The sequence below is a fragment of the Microbacterium sp. C-MGS6 genome, assembly GCF_058140415.1.
The window spans coordinates 2,263,516-2,278,099 of the sequence record NZ_CM176934.1 but is presented as its reverse complement, the minus strand read 5'-3'; the positions used below and the strand labels follow the sequence as shown (position 1 = coordinate 2,278,099).

At 70.8% G+C, this 14,584-nt stretch carries 14 protein-coding genes; 12 read left to right on the top strand and 2 right to left on the bottom strand.

Translation table 11 applies throughout. The annotated features are described in order from the left end of the window. The first annotated feature begins 13 nt into the window (after window positions 1–13). From AC3B5L_RS11115 to AC3B5L_RS11075, 9 genes are all read left to right on the top strand, one after another. On the top strand, window positions 14–1,657 hold the full coding sequence (locus tag AC3B5L_RS11115; RefSeq protein ID WP_490095749.1) for an amidohydrolase: 1,644 nt from the start codon (window positions 14–16) through the stop codon (window positions 1,655–1,657). A 69-nt stretch (window positions 1,658–1,726) separates the two neighbouring features. Further along, window positions 1,727–3,190 (top strand): purine-cytosine permease family protein, encoded by a 1,464-nt coding sequence (locus AC3B5L_RS11110; RefSeq protein ID WP_490095748.1) that lies wholly within the window; start codon window positions 1,727–1,729, stop codon window positions 3,188–3,190. 163 nt (window positions 3,191–3,353) lie between these two features. Continuing rightward, the gene (locus AC3B5L_RS11105) at window positions 3,354–3,707 is read left to right on the top strand and encodes a hypothetical protein (protein ID WP_259954772.1); all 354 of its coding nucleotides are present in this window, start codon (window positions 3,354–3,356) and stop codon (window positions 3,705–3,707) included. A gap of 37 nt (window positions 3,708–3,744) precedes the next feature. Further along, on the top strand, window positions 3,745–6,807 hold the full coding sequence (locus tag AC3B5L_RS11100; protein WP_259954773.1) for a hypothetical protein: 3,063 nt from the start codon (window positions 3,745–3,747) through the stop codon (window positions 6,805–6,807). Then, a complete protein-coding gene (locus tag AC3B5L_RS11095; protein ID WP_187661830.1) occupies window positions 6,804–7,256 on the top strand; it encodes a DUF6389 family protein in 453 nt (150 codons plus the stop codon). The genes AC3B5L_RS11100 and AC3B5L_RS11095 overlap by 4 nt, the downstream gene beginning before the upstream one ends. Window positions 7,257–7,315: 59 nt before the next feature. Then, entirely contained in the window at window positions 7,316–8,221 is a 906-nt protein-coding gene (locus AC3B5L_RS11090) for a LysR family transcriptional regulator (RefSeq protein WP_187661829.1), read from the top strand. A gap of 108 nt (window positions 8,222–8,329) precedes the next feature. After that, window positions 8,330–9,115, top strand: a complete 786-nt coding sequence (locus tag AC3B5L_RS11085; protein ID WP_259954774.1) for an SDR family NAD(P)-dependent oxidoreductase — start codon at window positions 8,330–8,332, stop codon at window positions 9,113–9,115. 115 nt (window positions 9,116–9,230) lie between these two features. Then, window positions 9,231–9,548 carry a sugar ABC transporter ATPase gene (locus tag AC3B5L_RS11080; protein WP_187661827.1) on the top strand — a complete coding sequence of 106 codons (318 nt, stop codon included), beginning with the start codon at window positions 9,231–9,233 and terminating at the stop codon, window positions 9,546–9,548. Next, window positions 9,548–9,757 (top strand): DUF2188 domain-containing protein, encoded by a 210-nt coding sequence (locus AC3B5L_RS11075; protein WP_268777342.1) that lies wholly within the window; start codon window positions 9,548–9,550, stop codon window positions 9,755–9,757. The genes AC3B5L_RS11080 and AC3B5L_RS11075 overlap by 1 nt, the downstream gene beginning before the upstream one ends. 14 nt (window positions 9,758–9,771) lie before the next feature. On the opposite strand, the gene helR is transcribed toward AC3B5L_RS11075, so the two are convergent. Next, window positions 9,772–11,901: an RNA polymerase recycling motor ATPase HelR gene (gene helR / locus AC3B5L_RS11070; RefSeq protein WP_490095747.1), complete on the bottom strand. Its 2,130-nt coding sequence runs from the start codon at window positions 11,899–11,901 to the stop codon at window positions 9,772–9,774. A gap of 125 nt (window positions 11,902–12,026) precedes the next feature. On the opposite strand from helR, the gene AC3B5L_RS11065 reads away from it, so the two are divergent. Next, complete coding sequence (locus AC3B5L_RS11065; RefSeq protein WP_187664183.1) at window positions 12,027–12,611, top strand: NADPH-dependent FMN reductase; 585 nt, start codon at window positions 12,027–12,029, stop codon at window positions 12,609–12,611. Between the two features lie 15 nt (window positions 12,612–12,626). On the opposite strand, the gene AC3B5L_RS11060 is transcribed toward AC3B5L_RS11065, so the two are convergent. Then, window positions 12,627–13,490 carry a DUF72 domain-containing protein gene (locus AC3B5L_RS11060; RefSeq protein WP_259954795.1) on the bottom strand — a complete coding sequence of 288 codons (864 nt, stop codon included), beginning with the start codon at window positions 13,488–13,490 and terminating at the stop codon, window positions 12,627–12,629. An 84-nt stretch (window positions 13,491–13,574) separates the two neighbouring features. On the opposite strand from AC3B5L_RS11060, the gene AC3B5L_RS11055 reads away from it, so the two are divergent. Then, on the top strand, window positions 13,575–13,790 hold the full coding sequence (locus AC3B5L_RS11055; protein WP_187661823.1) for an Rv3202a family protein: 216 nt from the start codon (window positions 13,575–13,577) through the stop codon (window positions 13,788–13,790). Window positions 13,791–14,177: 387 nt separating this feature from the next. Then, entirely contained in the window at window positions 14,178–14,558 is a 381-nt protein-coding gene (locus AC3B5L_RS11050; RefSeq protein WP_292796504.1) for a hypothetical protein, read from the top strand. The last annotated feature ends 26 nt before the right edge of the window (window positions 14,559–14,584 follow it).

Genomic DNA, 14,584 nt, shown 5'->3' with positions numbered 1-14,584 from the left:
CGAAGGGACCACCATGACCGACACCGCCACCGTCTATCGCAACGCCATCGTCTTCGACGGGCTCGCGGATGCTCCGGTGCAGTCCGCGTTCGCCGTGCGCGGCGATCGCATCCTCGCTGTCGGCACGGAGACGGAGGTCCGCTCCGCGGCAGGAGAGGGTGCCGCGGTCGTGGACCTTGACGGGGCGTTCGTGATGCCCGGTGTCATCGAGGCGCACGCGCACCTGGCGATGTTCGGCCACGCGCAGGGCAAGGTGCAACTCCGCGACTGCACCTCGGTGGCACAGATCCAGCAGCGGCTGCTCGAGGCACGGGCGATGAACCCGGACGCGACGATCATCGAGGGTGTCAGCTGGCTGTTCGACGCGCTGCCTGACGGCGTCACCCAGCCGACCGCGGCGATGATCGACGAAGTGATCGACGACATCCCGGTCTTCCTCGATGCGAACGACCTGCACAGCACCTGGGTGAACACAGCCGCGCTGCGCGCAGCAGGCATCGACCGCGATACCGGCGACCCGATCGGCGGCCAGGTCGTGCGGGACGAGGACGGAGAGGCGACCGGGTTCCTGCTCGAGACCGCGGCCATGGATCTGCTGGCGGAGTATCTCGACGGCATCCGGACCGAGGAGGAGGTCGACCGCCACCTCGACCTCGCCTTCAGCGCGTACCTGGCGGCCGGCGTGACCGGCGCCGCCGACATGGGGATGACAGAGCAGTCGATCGCGGCGCTGCGGCGTCGGCTCGACCGCGACGGTCGGCTGCCGTTCCCGGTCACCGCGCACTGGTGGCTGAGTTCCACCGGCGACCCGGCCTCCGATCTCGCTCAGGTCGAGCGTGCGGTGCAGCTGCGCGACGAACTCGCAGCCACGGGCACGCCGTGGCTGAAGGTCGTCGGGGTGAAGTTCATCCTCGACGGCGTGATCGACGCGTGCACCGCCGCGATGGCGCGTCCGTATGCCGACGGCTCGAACGCCGACCCGATCTGGAGCCGCGAGGCTGCGACGCCGGTCGCGATCGCCGCCGACCGCGCCGGCTTGCAGCTCGCGATGCACGCGATCGGAGACGCGGCGAGCGCACTCGCCGTCGACCTCGTCGAGGCCTGTGAGCGCGAGAACGGCACCGGCACCGGCCGCCGGCCGCGCATCGAGCATCTGGAGTCGGTCGCGCCCGAGACGGTCGCACGGATGCGCGCGCACGGCATCGCCGCCTCCATGCAGCCGGTGCACTGCGACCCCGCCATCCTGGACAACTGGATGGCGATGCTCGGTGATCAGCGCGCTCACGACGGCTTCCCGTGGAACTGGTTCCGCGACGTCGACGTTCCCGTCGCGCTGGGCACCGACGCCCCCACCGCACCCCACGAGGCGCTGCACAACCTGTTCATCGCGATGTCCGGGCGATCCTCGATCGACCGCACGCTGCCGCCGTACCACCCTGAGCGCGCGTTCACCGCCGCGCAGGCACTCGCGGCGGCGACGTCCGGCGCAGCCTACGTCGGCGCGATCGACGACGCCTACGGCCGGATCGCGCCCGGTTTCTTCGCGAACGTCGCCGTGCTGGACATCGACCCGCTGTCCGCGCCGACCGACGACCTGCTCACCGGCGCCGTGCTGCTCACCCTCGTGCACGGCGAGGTCGCCTACCGGCGCCCATGAGCTTCTGCTCCTGAATCCCGAACGCCCCCTGCACTGACGCAGGTGGGTGCCCGTCCTGGAAGGACCGTCATGTCCGACACATCCGCCATCCCCGCTCCTGGTGCCGTCGCGCCCGGATCCGAGTCCGAGTTCATCGACTCCGCGAACACCCCCGAGACCCGAGGCATCGAACTCATCGACGACGCCCAACGGCACGGGAGAGCGCGCGATCTGTTCTTCGTCTGGAGCGCACCGGGCGTCAGCGTGCTGAACATCACGGTCGGCGCGTCGATGACGCTCGTGCTCGGCCTGGAGATCTGGCAGGCGCTGCTCGTGATTCTGGCGTCGAGCGTGCTCGCTCTGCTGCCGGGCATCGTCGCCATCTCCGGACCGGCAGCCGGCACGTCCGGCTCCGTGGTCCAGCGTGCGATCTACGGCATCCACGGCAACAAGATCGTCATCGCGTTCTACGGCTGGTTCATCTCGGGGGTCTTCCTCGCGCTGAACTGGGTGGCGGCGTCGTTCATCGGCGGCGAACTGCTCGTGCGGTGGGGCTTCCCCGATCCGATCGCGGCATCGATCCTGGTGGCGGTCGTGGTCTCGACGATCACCGTGATCGTCGCCGTGTACGGTCACGCCCTCATCCTGAAGGCCTATCTGGCGATCTCGATCGGGCTGTTCGTGATCTTCGCACTCGTCATCGGCTTCATCGCCCCCGCGCTGGATTGGGGGTTCGCGCAGCCCGAGCCGCTCAGCGGGCTGCCGCTGTGGGTGAGCGTCACGATCGCGTTCGCGCTGATGGCATCGTCGCCGCTGTCGTTCAGCAACAGCGCCGACATGGCCCGTTATCTGCCACGCGACACCACAGCGTCCGGCATCATCGGCGCGACCGCGCTGGGACAGCTCTTCCCCGCGGTGCTCATCACCGCCTTCGGCGTCGTGCTGGGCGGCTCCATCGGGCCGGACAGCCTCGCGAACGGCATCGAGTACTCCCTGCTCGAGAAGCTGCCGGTGTGGCTCGCCCCGCTGTTCGTGCTCGGCGTCCTGGTGAACTGCATCTCACTCAACGGCATGACGACCTACACGGCGAGCATGGCCCTGCAGTCGATCGGCGTGCCGATCCGCCGCATCCCCTCCGCGATCCTCATCGGTGCGCTCGGCTGCGCGTTCACGATCGTGCTCGTCGTGGCATCCGACCTGATCAGCGCCGTCAACCTGATGCTGCAGTTCCTGCTGATCATCTCCGTGCCCACGATGGGCGTCTACGTCGCCGACATCGTCCTGCGCCGCAACCGGTACTCCGGGACCGACCTGTTCGACGAGCGGCCCGGCGGCAGGTTCTGGTACACCGGCGGCTTCGGCATCCCGGGTCTCGTCTCCGTGGTCGCCGGTGGCTTCGCCACCGCGATGTTCCTGTCGACGACCGTGTGGACCGGCCCGCTCGGCGCGGCGCTGGGCGGGCTCGACCTCTCGGTGCCGGTCGGACTCCTGGTCTCGATCGGCCTGTACGCCGTGCTCGCAGGACGGACGGTGCGCACGCAGATCGGCGGCTGAGACCGGGGGCCTCCGCGGGTGCTCTCTTCGGCCACCCGCGCCAGATCACGTTGTGCCATCAGCCCGACCGAGAATGCCCGGAAACCCGCACGAGTCTCCGGGCCTTCTGCATCCCCCGTCAAGGGGGTACGGCACCGTCCCTCCGCGTCCTAGCGTTCCCCCCATGGCTATCGAACTGAACCGACCGGCGCTGAAGCTCGCGCGTTCCCTCGTCCGCGACGGCAAGGTCGTGCGGGATGAACGCGACGACTGGTCCGAGGCAGCGCCCAGCGCAGAGGACGAGAACCGCTTCATCGACGAGCACGGATGGACGGAGTTCGCCCACTGGCACCTCGGCATCGACAAGAGCGAGAACCCCGAGACGAAGAAGGCGTACAGCTTTCCCTTCGGCGACTTCCAGAAGGTGCGTCGCTCCGGCGTGATCTCGGGTGAGAGCCGCGCCGGGCAGTACGACCACACGGAGATCAGGGACGAGCTGCGGAAGCTCCTCGAGCTCATCGACTCCGAGGACGCCTGACGCCACGCGTCCGTATGCTCGTCCCAAGGCTGTTTCGATGACGACGGGGTGGGGCATGGTCGACGACACCGGCAGGGACGACGCGGACACGAGCGACGAGACGGAGGAGGACCTCCCGTACTACACACCGCCGTTCGGCAGGGAAGAGGTCCCCGGGTTCCTCGACCGGCTTGTCGCCCACCTGCTCGCGGGAGAGACGCGGGAGGCCTTCACATTCGAGGGGGTGGAGGTCGAGGAGTCGCAGGGGGTCTGGCTGCTCCCGCTCGGCGGCTACGACCCCGACGCCGACGAGTCGCTGCAGCCGAACCCGCCCGCGGACCTCGTGGTCCCCGAGGGCGGATTCGCCGCCTACGCGGAGGAGTGGACGGAGGGCGTGCGCCGGACGCTGCACGAAGCGTGGGGCGCGCCGATGGTGCGCAAGCCGTCGCTCGTGGGGGAGAACCAGGATCCGGAGGGCATCCTCGACGTCGTCCTCGTCTCGGTCGGCATCCCGGAGGCGGAGATGTGGGACCGCGGCGATCTGTACTGCGTGCTGGTCACGAACTGGGACGCCGAACCGCGGCAGAGCATGCTGCGCCAGGCGATGGTCGTGCTGCCGCGGGAGTACGCCGTCGGCAGCCTCAGCGCGCTCCTGCCCGAGGAGGACATGCACAACGACCTCCTCATGAACGGCGAGCATCCGCTCGAGCTGCGGCGCCGCGCCTGGCTGCTGAGCACGCTGTTCGGCGCCGGGGAGGTGCGGCTGCGCGATGTCGACGTCCCGGCATCCCGCTTCAGCCTGCAGTCGCGCAGCGGGGTGACGACGGTCTGGACGTTCACGGACGACGGCCGCATCCTCGTCCTCATCCAGGACCCGACGTCGACGTTCGCGGACGAAGCACCGGCGCAGTTCCTCGCCGAGGTGGCGCAGCAGCACGGTGGCGAGGCGGCGGACGTCGTGGACTCCTCCGAACGGGAAGCGGATCTGGCGGAGGCGTGGCTGATCCTGGCCGCGCGCATGCTCGACAGGGTGCCGGATGACCTCCGTGCCCTCATCGCCGCCCGTGGCGAAGACGCCCGCGGCGCGGTCGCGGAGCACGACCTGGAGTTCCGCATGCTCGGCGACGAACCTGTGCCGGTCATCACCGGCGCGGTGTGGTTCGACGGAGCGCACTGGTGCGTCTCGCCCTCGCTCATGGAGATCGGCCGCCGCAACGACTTCGGCATGGACGACTTCGGTTTCGGCGCCGCGGTGCGGCAGCCGTATCGCCTCGGAGGCGCGCTCACCCTCGACGAGATGTCCCGGGAGGGCGACGAGCGGCGCGCCTGGTTCGAGCAGGTCTTCGCCGCGTGCCCGTACCCGGAGCAGGACCGCCCGTCCGACACGGACCGCCTCGGCTACGCGGTACCGACGAGCGGCGACCATCACGACCTCGTGGCGGACATCGAGCGCGTTACCAGAGCGTGGTGGGAGCGCTCGCCGGAGGACGCCGACTGGGCGGATCGGACGTTCGAGATCGGCGGACGCGGGCTCCGCGACGACCACGGTCGGGCGCTCCGCGTCGTGCTCGCCTCGGGGGAGCGCTGGACGGTCGATGCACTCCAGGCCTGGGCGGACGACCTCATCCGCGTCATGGGCGAACGGTGGGGAGCAGCGGGGGAGATCCACGCCCGCAACGAGAAGACCGGAATCGATCGCCGTAGCCCGCTCACCCGCGTCATGCGCGCCACGGGCCTCCTCACCGCGCCGCTCTGGTGGGTGAACGGCCACGCGGTGGCCGTCGTCGCCGGGACACCCGACCCCTCCTACGGCGACGACCCCGAAGTCATCATCGTCATCGCGCGACCGGACGCCGTGCTCGACCTCGCGCGGGGGAGCAGTCCCTGGGAGCTCCGCATCCGCTCCCGGATCATCTCCGACGTCTCCGCCCTCGTGGGCGGCGCCCCCGCGTCCGAACCCGTGCCGTGGAACGGCCCGCCGCTCGCGGGCGCCTCCCTCGTCCCCGATGCGATGCGCGGCGGCTTCCGCACCGGCGACCACTTCTGGACGTGGCACTTCACGCACGACGGGCGCGGCCTCCTCCTGTCCCATCAAACGGGTCCCGACGCCGCGGCGCGACCCGAGCCCACCTTCGAGGAACAGCTCTCCCTGTTCGGCGGGGTGCCCGATGACCTGCTGTCGCTCGTGGTGGACCGAGACCCGGGAGGGTTCTTCCCGGTCGTGCATCGCGAGGCTTCGGCCCCAGGCCCCGCTGAGACCTGCGGCCTTCTCCCCGGCGCGACGACCCTGCCCGCCGTGCACGCCGTGTTCTGGAGGGATGACGTCGACTGGCGCGCCTCGGAAGGGATGCTGCGACGGGTGCGCTCTGCCCTCGACCCGGACGACGTGAACACGACGAACCCCTTGGAGACCATTTACGCCGAAGCCCTGGGGGTGCCGCAGCTCCAGTGGGCGCTGCGGATGGGGGACCGCATGGGGCCGCCGACCCTGCTGGATGCGCCGTACGCGAGCTTCGTCTTCGATCGGGTGCCCGAGCGGGAGGAGATCGAGCAGGTCTACGCGGGCCTCGGGGTGTTCCCCGATCTCGCACTCACGGGCACGCTCAACGATCTCCTCGACGTCGTCGTCGATGCTCCGGGATACCGGTTCCTCCTCGACGCCGCGCTCAGCAACCCGCATGCCGACCGCCGCCGCGAACTCGCGCTCTGGCTCTTGGACCAGCGCCTCGACGCGTCCTCCTCCCTGTCGTTCCTGAGCCCGGTCAACGTCCTCTTCGCCAACCCCACGCTGGACGCGGAGGACGAGCCGGTACTGCGACGCCTCCTCGAGAAGGGGGCGATCCCGGGCCCGACACCCGTCGCGACGCTCCCGGAGGGTCATCCGTTCGTGCAGCTGCTGGATCGCGATATGGAGGAGACCGCGCTGGCGCCGCTGGTGCGGACCCTCCTCGTGCACGGCGATGTCGATCCCGCGACGCCGGCTCTCCCCGACGGCCGCAGCTTGCTGGACTTCGCAGCCGGCCCCTTCCCGCACGGACGGTCCAGGGACGCGCTCGCGTCGGCGATCCGCGAGATCGCCGTGGGCAGGAACCTCGACACCGAGACGGAGCCGGAGCGATGAGCGCTGAGCCCGGAGCGCGCGGGGATGATGCGGAATCGTACGCCCGTGCCCTGCGCACCGTGCTCGACACGGAGAGCGAGCGCGTCGCCGCCGCCCTGGGGGACCTGCACCGCGCCGCCGTCGAGGCGGAGAACGGCGTGGAGGCGATCCTCATCGACGTCTTCGTCGACCAGGACGGCGAGGGCCCGTTCGACGTCTGGGCGCGGTTCGAGGGGGCTGACGCCTTCGCGCTGGACCGACGTCTCGACGAGCAGCGCCATCTGTTCGGGGTCGAGTGGACCGCGGACGGCTGGGAGCCCGCGGTACCCTCGCGCCCGCGCCGGTGGACGCGGGATCGCCTGGAGGAAGCCGTCCTCGTCATCGTCGCCGAGTGGATCGAAGGCCTCCTCCCCGCGGACGCGAAGGAGGGCCTCTTCTGGGTCGGCGCGCCGGACCTCGGCTACGCCTGACCGCGCGCGGGTTGCCGCGAACGGCCCGACCGCCCGTCGCGCGGTGATAACGTCGGGCTATGAGTGACCGCGTGAGCGTCGAAGCCCTCCGCTATGCCCAGGCTGTCTCCGAGACGCACTCCTTCGGCGCGGCCGCGCGTGCCTACGGCGTGACGCAGCCCGCTCTCTCGACGGGCATCTCCAAGCTGGAGGACCGTCTGGGAGAGCGCCTGTTCGAGCGCTCGCCCCGCGGAGTCGTCCCGACGGCGTTCGGTGCGCATCTGCTCCCGGTCATCGACCGCGCGCTCCTCGCCGTGGACCAGGTGGCTGCCGAGGCCGCGCGCTGGAACCGGTCGGCCGATGCACGGGTGCGGGTCGGCGTCTCCCCGCTCATGAACCCGGCCATCGTCGCTCGTGCCTACACGGCCGTGTGTGCACTTCCCGCTTCTCCGGCGCCGCGTCAGCTCGTCCTCCGCGAGGCGAACGTCGCCGACCTGCGGCGCGAGCTCTCCGCCGGGGAGCTCGACCTCATCCTCGTCCCGTCCGTCGCCCCCATGCCGCGGTTCCGGCACCGTATCGTCGACGCGGAGCCCGTGGTCGTCGTCGACCAGGAGCCGTCGCCGGACGGCCCCGTGGAGCTGAGCGACCTGACGGACGCACCCCTGATCCTGATGCCGGACACGTGCGGGCTGACGACCTTCACCACCGATCTCTTCGCTGCGAACGACGTTCCGCTGAGCGCCTACGACGGCGAGGCCGCGACCTACCGTGTGCTCGAGGAGTGGGCCAAGCTCGGCCTCGGCACGGCGGTGATCCCGCGATCGAAGCTCGCGTCCCCGGACGCGCCGCACCGCACGCTGCGTGAACGCGGCATGGACGTGGAGATCTTCTACGAGGCCGTCTGGGATCCTTCCTCCCCGCTCGCGGACGACCTGGCCGAGCTCACCGCCGCGCTCTCGCTGGATCCCGCCGCCGTCCGGTCATAAGCAGTCGTTATCACTCCATCATGCGCGCTCGTCTACTGCGGCGGGCTCTCGCTTCGTAGCGTGGAGACGAGACGGCACTCGCCGTCCATGACGGAGAGGAGCCGCACAATGGCCGAGCTCGACAGGGAATTCACCGGACGCACCGCGATCGTGATCGGGGGCACGAGCGGGATGGGTCTCGCCATCGCCGAGCGGATCGGACGGGAGGGCGCGACCGTCGTCCTCGTCGGCCGGCGCGGGGAGAAGCTGGAGGCGGCGCGGGCGTCTCTCGTCAGCCACGGCATCGACGCCATCACTGTGCAGGCGGACCTGACGGACCCCGCGAGTGTGGCGGCGCTCCGCGCCCGCCTCGCCGCGGAGCACGCCGACGCCGATCTCCTCGTCAACGCGGCGGGCGTCTTCGCGCCGAAGCCGTTCCTCGAGCACACCGAAGCCGACTACGACGCATATCTGGACCTCAACCGGGCGACCTTCTTCGTCACCCAGACGGTGGTCTCCGGCATGGTCGCGCAGGGCCGCGGCGGAGCCGTCGTCACCCTCGGTTCCATGTGGGCGCACCAGGCCATCGCCGCGACGCCGTCGTCGGCGTACTCGATGGCTAAAGCCGGCCTGCACTCGCTCACGCAGCACCTGGGGATGGAGCTGGCGTCGCACGGCATCCGCGTGAACGCGATCGCCCCGGCGGTCGTGCGCACTCCCATCTACGAAGGCTTTATCCCGAAGGACGAGGTCGACGAGGTGGTGTCGAGCTTCGACGCCTTCCACCCGCTGGGCCGCGTGGGGACCCCGGAGGACATCGCCGAGGTCGCCGCGTTCCTGCTGTCCGACCGGGCCGGCTGGGTGACCGGAGCGGTCTGGGACGCGGACGGCGGCGTGATGGCCGGGCGCAACTGAACCCGCCCTCTCCCGACGCTCCGGGAACCTAGCTGCTCGGCGAGGTCTCCTCAAGCCCCTCGATGACAGCGGCTCCGGCGGGAAGACTGGGGCCAGCCCGATCGAAGGAGGAGACATGGAATCGACACCCGACGACGTCGGCGGTCAGCCGCTGCGCGACGGCGACGCGACCACCGAGGCCGACCCGAGCAACGATCCCGCTCAGGCGGAATGGGAGCGCACGGAAGCCCTCGACGAGGGTGCGACGCCGGAGGAGTTGGACGCGACCACCGCGACGGGCCGTGATCCGGACGAGATCCCGGACCCCGACGACCAGGTGCCGGCGGCGGACCTGCCGGGTTCCGCGCCGCAGCCGGAGAGCCAAGGGGAGGATCCGGTCCTCGCCGATCTCGGCGAAGAAGGCCAGGGCGACCTGGGACCGGGGGACGTCTGATGGCCATCACGTCGATCGTCACCCGCTCGAAGAACGGCCAGTGGGTCAACGAGGTGGAGGGCGCGCCGGAGCTCTCCCGCAGCTACACCAGCCGCGATGAGGCGATCGAGGAGGGTGAAGCGCTCGCCTCCGAGCACGGCGCCCGCCATGAGGTCGAGGAGAGCGAGCCGACCGGCACGATCACCGACGGCGGCGACCCGGACGTCTGAGACCGGACGGTCCCTCAGCGGATGATGACGAGTTCGCGCGTCGTGCGGGTCATCGCCACATAGCGGTCGACCGCCCCCGTGCGCCCGGAGCCGAAGGCCTCCGGGCGCACGAGGACCACGAGGTCGAACTCCAGCCCTTTCGCTTCCTCCGGCGTCAGCGCGCGCACCCGGGGCCGCGGCACGGCGCTCTCGTCGCCGATGACGGCGGCGACGCCCTCGGGGTTCGCCGCTGCCCACGTATCCAGCACCGCGTCGCGCTCGGCCACCGCGCCGTAGCGGACCGGGATGCCGCTTTCCCGCACGGAGGTCGGGACGTTCGCGTCGGGCAGAGCCTCGCGGATCGTCGGTGCGGCCAGCGCCATGACCTCGGCCGGAGTGCGGTAGTTCACCCGGAGCGAGGAGACCCGCACATTCCGCAGGCCGAGACGTTCGAGGCGGGCGGACCACGACTCGGTGAACTCCCTCCGCGCCTGGGCCCTGTCGCCCACGACGGTGAAGCTGCGGGAGGGGCACCGTGCGATCAGCATGCGCCACTGCGCATCGGTCAGCTCCTGGGCCTCGTCGACGACGATGTGACCGAAGGGGCCGGCGAGTTCGTCCGGCGGGAGCGGGGGAGGCACGTCCGCTCCGGCGAGAACGTTGCGCGCATCCTGACCTCGCAGGATCGACATCACCTTCATCTCGCTGTCGTCGCTCGCGACGAGGTGCTCGACCACCGCCGACATCTGCTCCTGCGCCGCGGCCGCCGCGCCCTGCCGGCGGTGCTGCTCGCGGACGACCTCGGGATCGCCGATCCGGCGGTGCGCGGCGTCGAGGAGGGGAAGGTCGGGATCCGTCCAGGGCGCCCCCTCGGCACGGTGCAGCAGGGCGAGCTCCTCGGGCGCGAGGTCGGGGGCGCACTGCGCGAGCAGCGTCGGGGACGCCCAGAGCGCGGCGACCACCGCTTCCGGCGCCAGCAGCGGCCACGCCCGTACGAAGGTCCCGGTGAGCTCGTCGTCCTGCCGCAGCCACCGGCGGATCGAGGACTCCGGGACATCCTCGTCGCGCACCTGGTCGACGAGCAGTTCCAGCAGCTCCTCCCAGACCTCGTCGCGGGCCTCGTTGAGCGGGGAGGCGGGATCGGCCGCGGCGAACAGCTCGCCCCAGTCGTCTCGGCTGATCCACAGATCGGCCCACGGCGTCTCGATGCGGAGCGCGTGCCTCGGCGGCCGGGTCAGGACGGCGACCGCCGCCTCGATCACCTGGTCCGGGTCGAGGCCCTGCTTCAGCTCGGCCACGCGGGGGTCCTGCTCTGCGACCGCGCCCGCGCCCTCGGGTGTGAGGTCGCGCAGGGTGCACAACCGCACCGTGTCCTCGCCGAGACTCGGCAGCACGTCCTCCACATAGCCGAGGTACTGCGGGTTCGGACCCACGAGGAGCATGCCGCCGGCGCCGTTCGTCAGCCGCGGCTCGGCGTACAGGAGGTGCGCCGCCCGGTGCAGCGCGACCACCGTCTTCCCGGTGCCGGGCCCGCCGTCCACCACGAGAGCGCCGGGGGAGGGGGCGCGAACGATGGCGTCCTGATCCGTCTGGATCGTCGCCAGCACGTCCCGCATCCGCCCGGTGCGGTGCGCCTCCAGGCTCGCGAGGAACGCGGACTGATCGTCGAGGGATGCCGCACCGTCGAGACCCTCCGGCGACAGGGCCTCGTCCCAGTAGTCCGTGATCCGGCCTGCGTTCCATCGGTACCGTCGCCGGGAGATGAGTCCCCGGGGGTCCTCCCAGGTCGCCGCGAAGTACGGTTCGGCTGCCGGAGCCCGCCAGTCGACCAGCAGACGGGTGCCGTCCGCGTCGGACACCCCGGCGCGCCCGATGTACACGGGCGGGCCCTCCGCAGGGGTCATCCGCCCGAGGCACATGTCGATGTCGAAGCGCTCCCGCAGGCGCAGGGTCGCACTGAGCCGTCGGATCTCGAGGTCGCGGTCGACCGCCGTCACACCGGCGTCCGCGGCCTGCCGACGGACGAGGGCGAGACGAGCGGTCAGGGCGTCCCGCTCCCGGGACAGCGCGGCGCCGAGACGCCGGAGGTGGGCACGATCGACGGTGATGAGGGCATCCGCGGATTTCGCCGCGTGGTCGTCGGGCAGGGTGAAGGGGTCGAGCACCGGAGGTCTCCTTCGCGAGAGCGGGCGGGGGCACCCGAGCCGTCGATTCTGCCTCGCGAGGGGGGCCTTGTGGCAAGCCCCCACCCCGGCGATATCCTGGAAGTGCAGGGAGACGAGGGGACCTCATCATGACCCATCGGATCGGCTACCTCATCGGCAGCCTCGCATCGGACTCGATCAACCGCGTCCTCGCCACGGCGCTCGTGCGGCTCGCCCCGCCCGACCTGGAGCTCGTGGAGATCCCCATCCGGGACCTCCCGCTCTACAACCGCGACGACGAGCTCGAACCCGTCGCCGCGGTCACCGCGTTCAAGAGTGCCGTCGAGGGGGCGGACGGTCTGCTGCTCGTGTCGCCGGAGTACAACCGCTCCATCCCCGGTGCGCTGAAGAACGCCATCGACTGGGGTTCGCGGCCGTGGGGGCACAACTCCTTCGCGCGGAAGCCCACCGGCATCATCGGCGCCTCGACCGGGGCGATCGGCACCGCTGTCATGCAGTCGTCGATGCGGAGCGTGCTGAGCTTCCTCAACGCGCCGCAGCTGAACGCCCCGGAGGCGTACATCGCGTTCCGGCCCGAGGTGTTCGGTGCCGACGGCACGGTGCACGACGCCGACACCGAGAAGTTCCTCGCGCACTACATGGAGGAGTACGCGGCGTTCGTCGAGCGGGTCCTCTCGCTCACCGCGCCGGGTCACGTCGGCGATCGGTAGGCCGTGCTCGCCGTGTCAGGAGGGCATGTCCGCGACGAGGGTGCTCAAGGCCATGGCGTCATGGGGCGCGTGCCCGCGGGCGTCGTTGTCGAAGTACACGTAGACGTCGCGCGGCTTCCCGTCGTCGGCTCCTGAGCCGTCCGCCCATCCGCGGATGAGGGCCGCCCACTCCCGCAGCTCCGCGTCCGTGTACCCGCTGTGATAGAGCATCTGCGCACCGTGGAGTCGGACGTAGACGAGGTCCGCGGTGAGGGCGTCGAAGCGAGGCCATTTCCCGGCGGTGTCGGCGACGACGAGGGAGGTGCCGTGCTCCTGCAGAAGACGCAGGCTCGACGGATCGGCGAACGAGTCGGAACGCGGTTCGAGGGCGTACCGGAGTGGGCGGTCGGCATCGATCTCCAGCCACGCCCGGTCCTGCAGCCGCTCGTCATGACGTCGAGCGAGCGCGAGGGCCTCCGCCGTCGTCCGGGGAAGGGTGTCGAGGAACGACTCCAGGAGCTCGGCGTCGAAGCGCTGACGCTCGGGGAGCTGCCAGAGGATCGGTCCGAGGCGGGGACCGAGGGCGAGGACCCCCGACGCGAAGAAGTTCGCCAGCGCCTGCTCGACGTTCCGCAGCCGGAGCATGTGACTGACGTAGCGCGAGCCCTTGACCGCGAACACGAAGTCCTCGGGAACGCTCGCCGCCCACCGCCGGTAGCTGTCCGGCCGCTGCAGGGAGTAGAACGAGCCGTTGAGCTCGACCGTGGGGAACAGCGATCCGATGTGTTCGAGCTCTCGTCGCTGCGGCAGGCCGCGCGGGTAGAAGTCGCCGCGCCACCGGGCGTACCGCCATCCGGAGACGCCGATGCGGACCCGGCCTCCACCGCCCTTCCGCGTCATCGCCGCCTCCGTCGGGTCAAGCCCCTTGCCGCTGTCATCCGGCGTCGGCAAGCTGGAGACATCCACGCCGAAGGAGGAGAAGCCATGTCCCTGAATGACCATCCGATCGACGATGTGAAGCCCGAAGCCGACCTGCAGGAGCAGGAGCGCCTCGCCGCGGAGACTCCCGAGGACCCGGAAGCGCCGACCCCCTCGGCACCGGAGCCGCACCCCATCGAGGCGGATCCCGCGGATGCCGCGGAGCAGCGGATCGAGGTGCCCCTGGACGAGGACGGCCTCGACGAGCCCGCCGACGACTGACCGCCTCCGGCGGTGTGCGCGCCGGAGTGGCGTCGGAGACTGCGGAGAGGCGTCATGGTGCACGACCGTAGTCCGGCGGGCGCGCGCGTTCGCCGGGGTTGACGCTCGGCGGGACGGCGGCTAGCCGCGGGGTATGCCCTCTCGACGGGACCGCCCCAACTCGGTGCTGCCGAGAGGGCTCACCGTCCTACCCGGACGGTTGGGGAGGCGGCGAAGTCTCGCTGTCTCTACGGCTGATCCCCCAGAGATTCAGCCGGTAGCCCCCGCTACGAGAGCAGGATATCCCTTAATCTCCTTGTCCGCCATTTGGGGGACAAAGATTTCTTCGAAAATTCTGCGCGGCTCCGATCCCTGTCGCCGATGCGAGCCGTTCCGTAGGGTGGGGGCATGGACAGGATGCTCGTCTTCGCCGGTCAGGTCGCGCTCCCGGTCGGGCACCGGGTCGAGGTCTCCGAACTCGTCGACCCGCAGACGGAGGAGCCGGTCGTCCTCTCGCTGCTCGACCTCGATACCGGTATCCGCTACCGTCGCGCCGAGGAGCCGCGGGCCGAGGTGACGCACTGGATCGGTCGCGTCCTCGACTGCACGGTGGCGGTGGGCGTCGCTCCGCGGACGTCGCTGCTCCTCGACCCCATCGGGCCCTCGGCCAGCGGCGCGGGCATCGCTCTGCGGGGCGCGGACGAGGCGGTCAACGCGGCCAAGGCCGAGGCTGATCGCTGGGGTGGATCGGATCGGCCCCCGCCGGAGGAGCCCGAACGCTTCTGGTGACGGCCGGAAGCCGGGGCCCCTCGCGC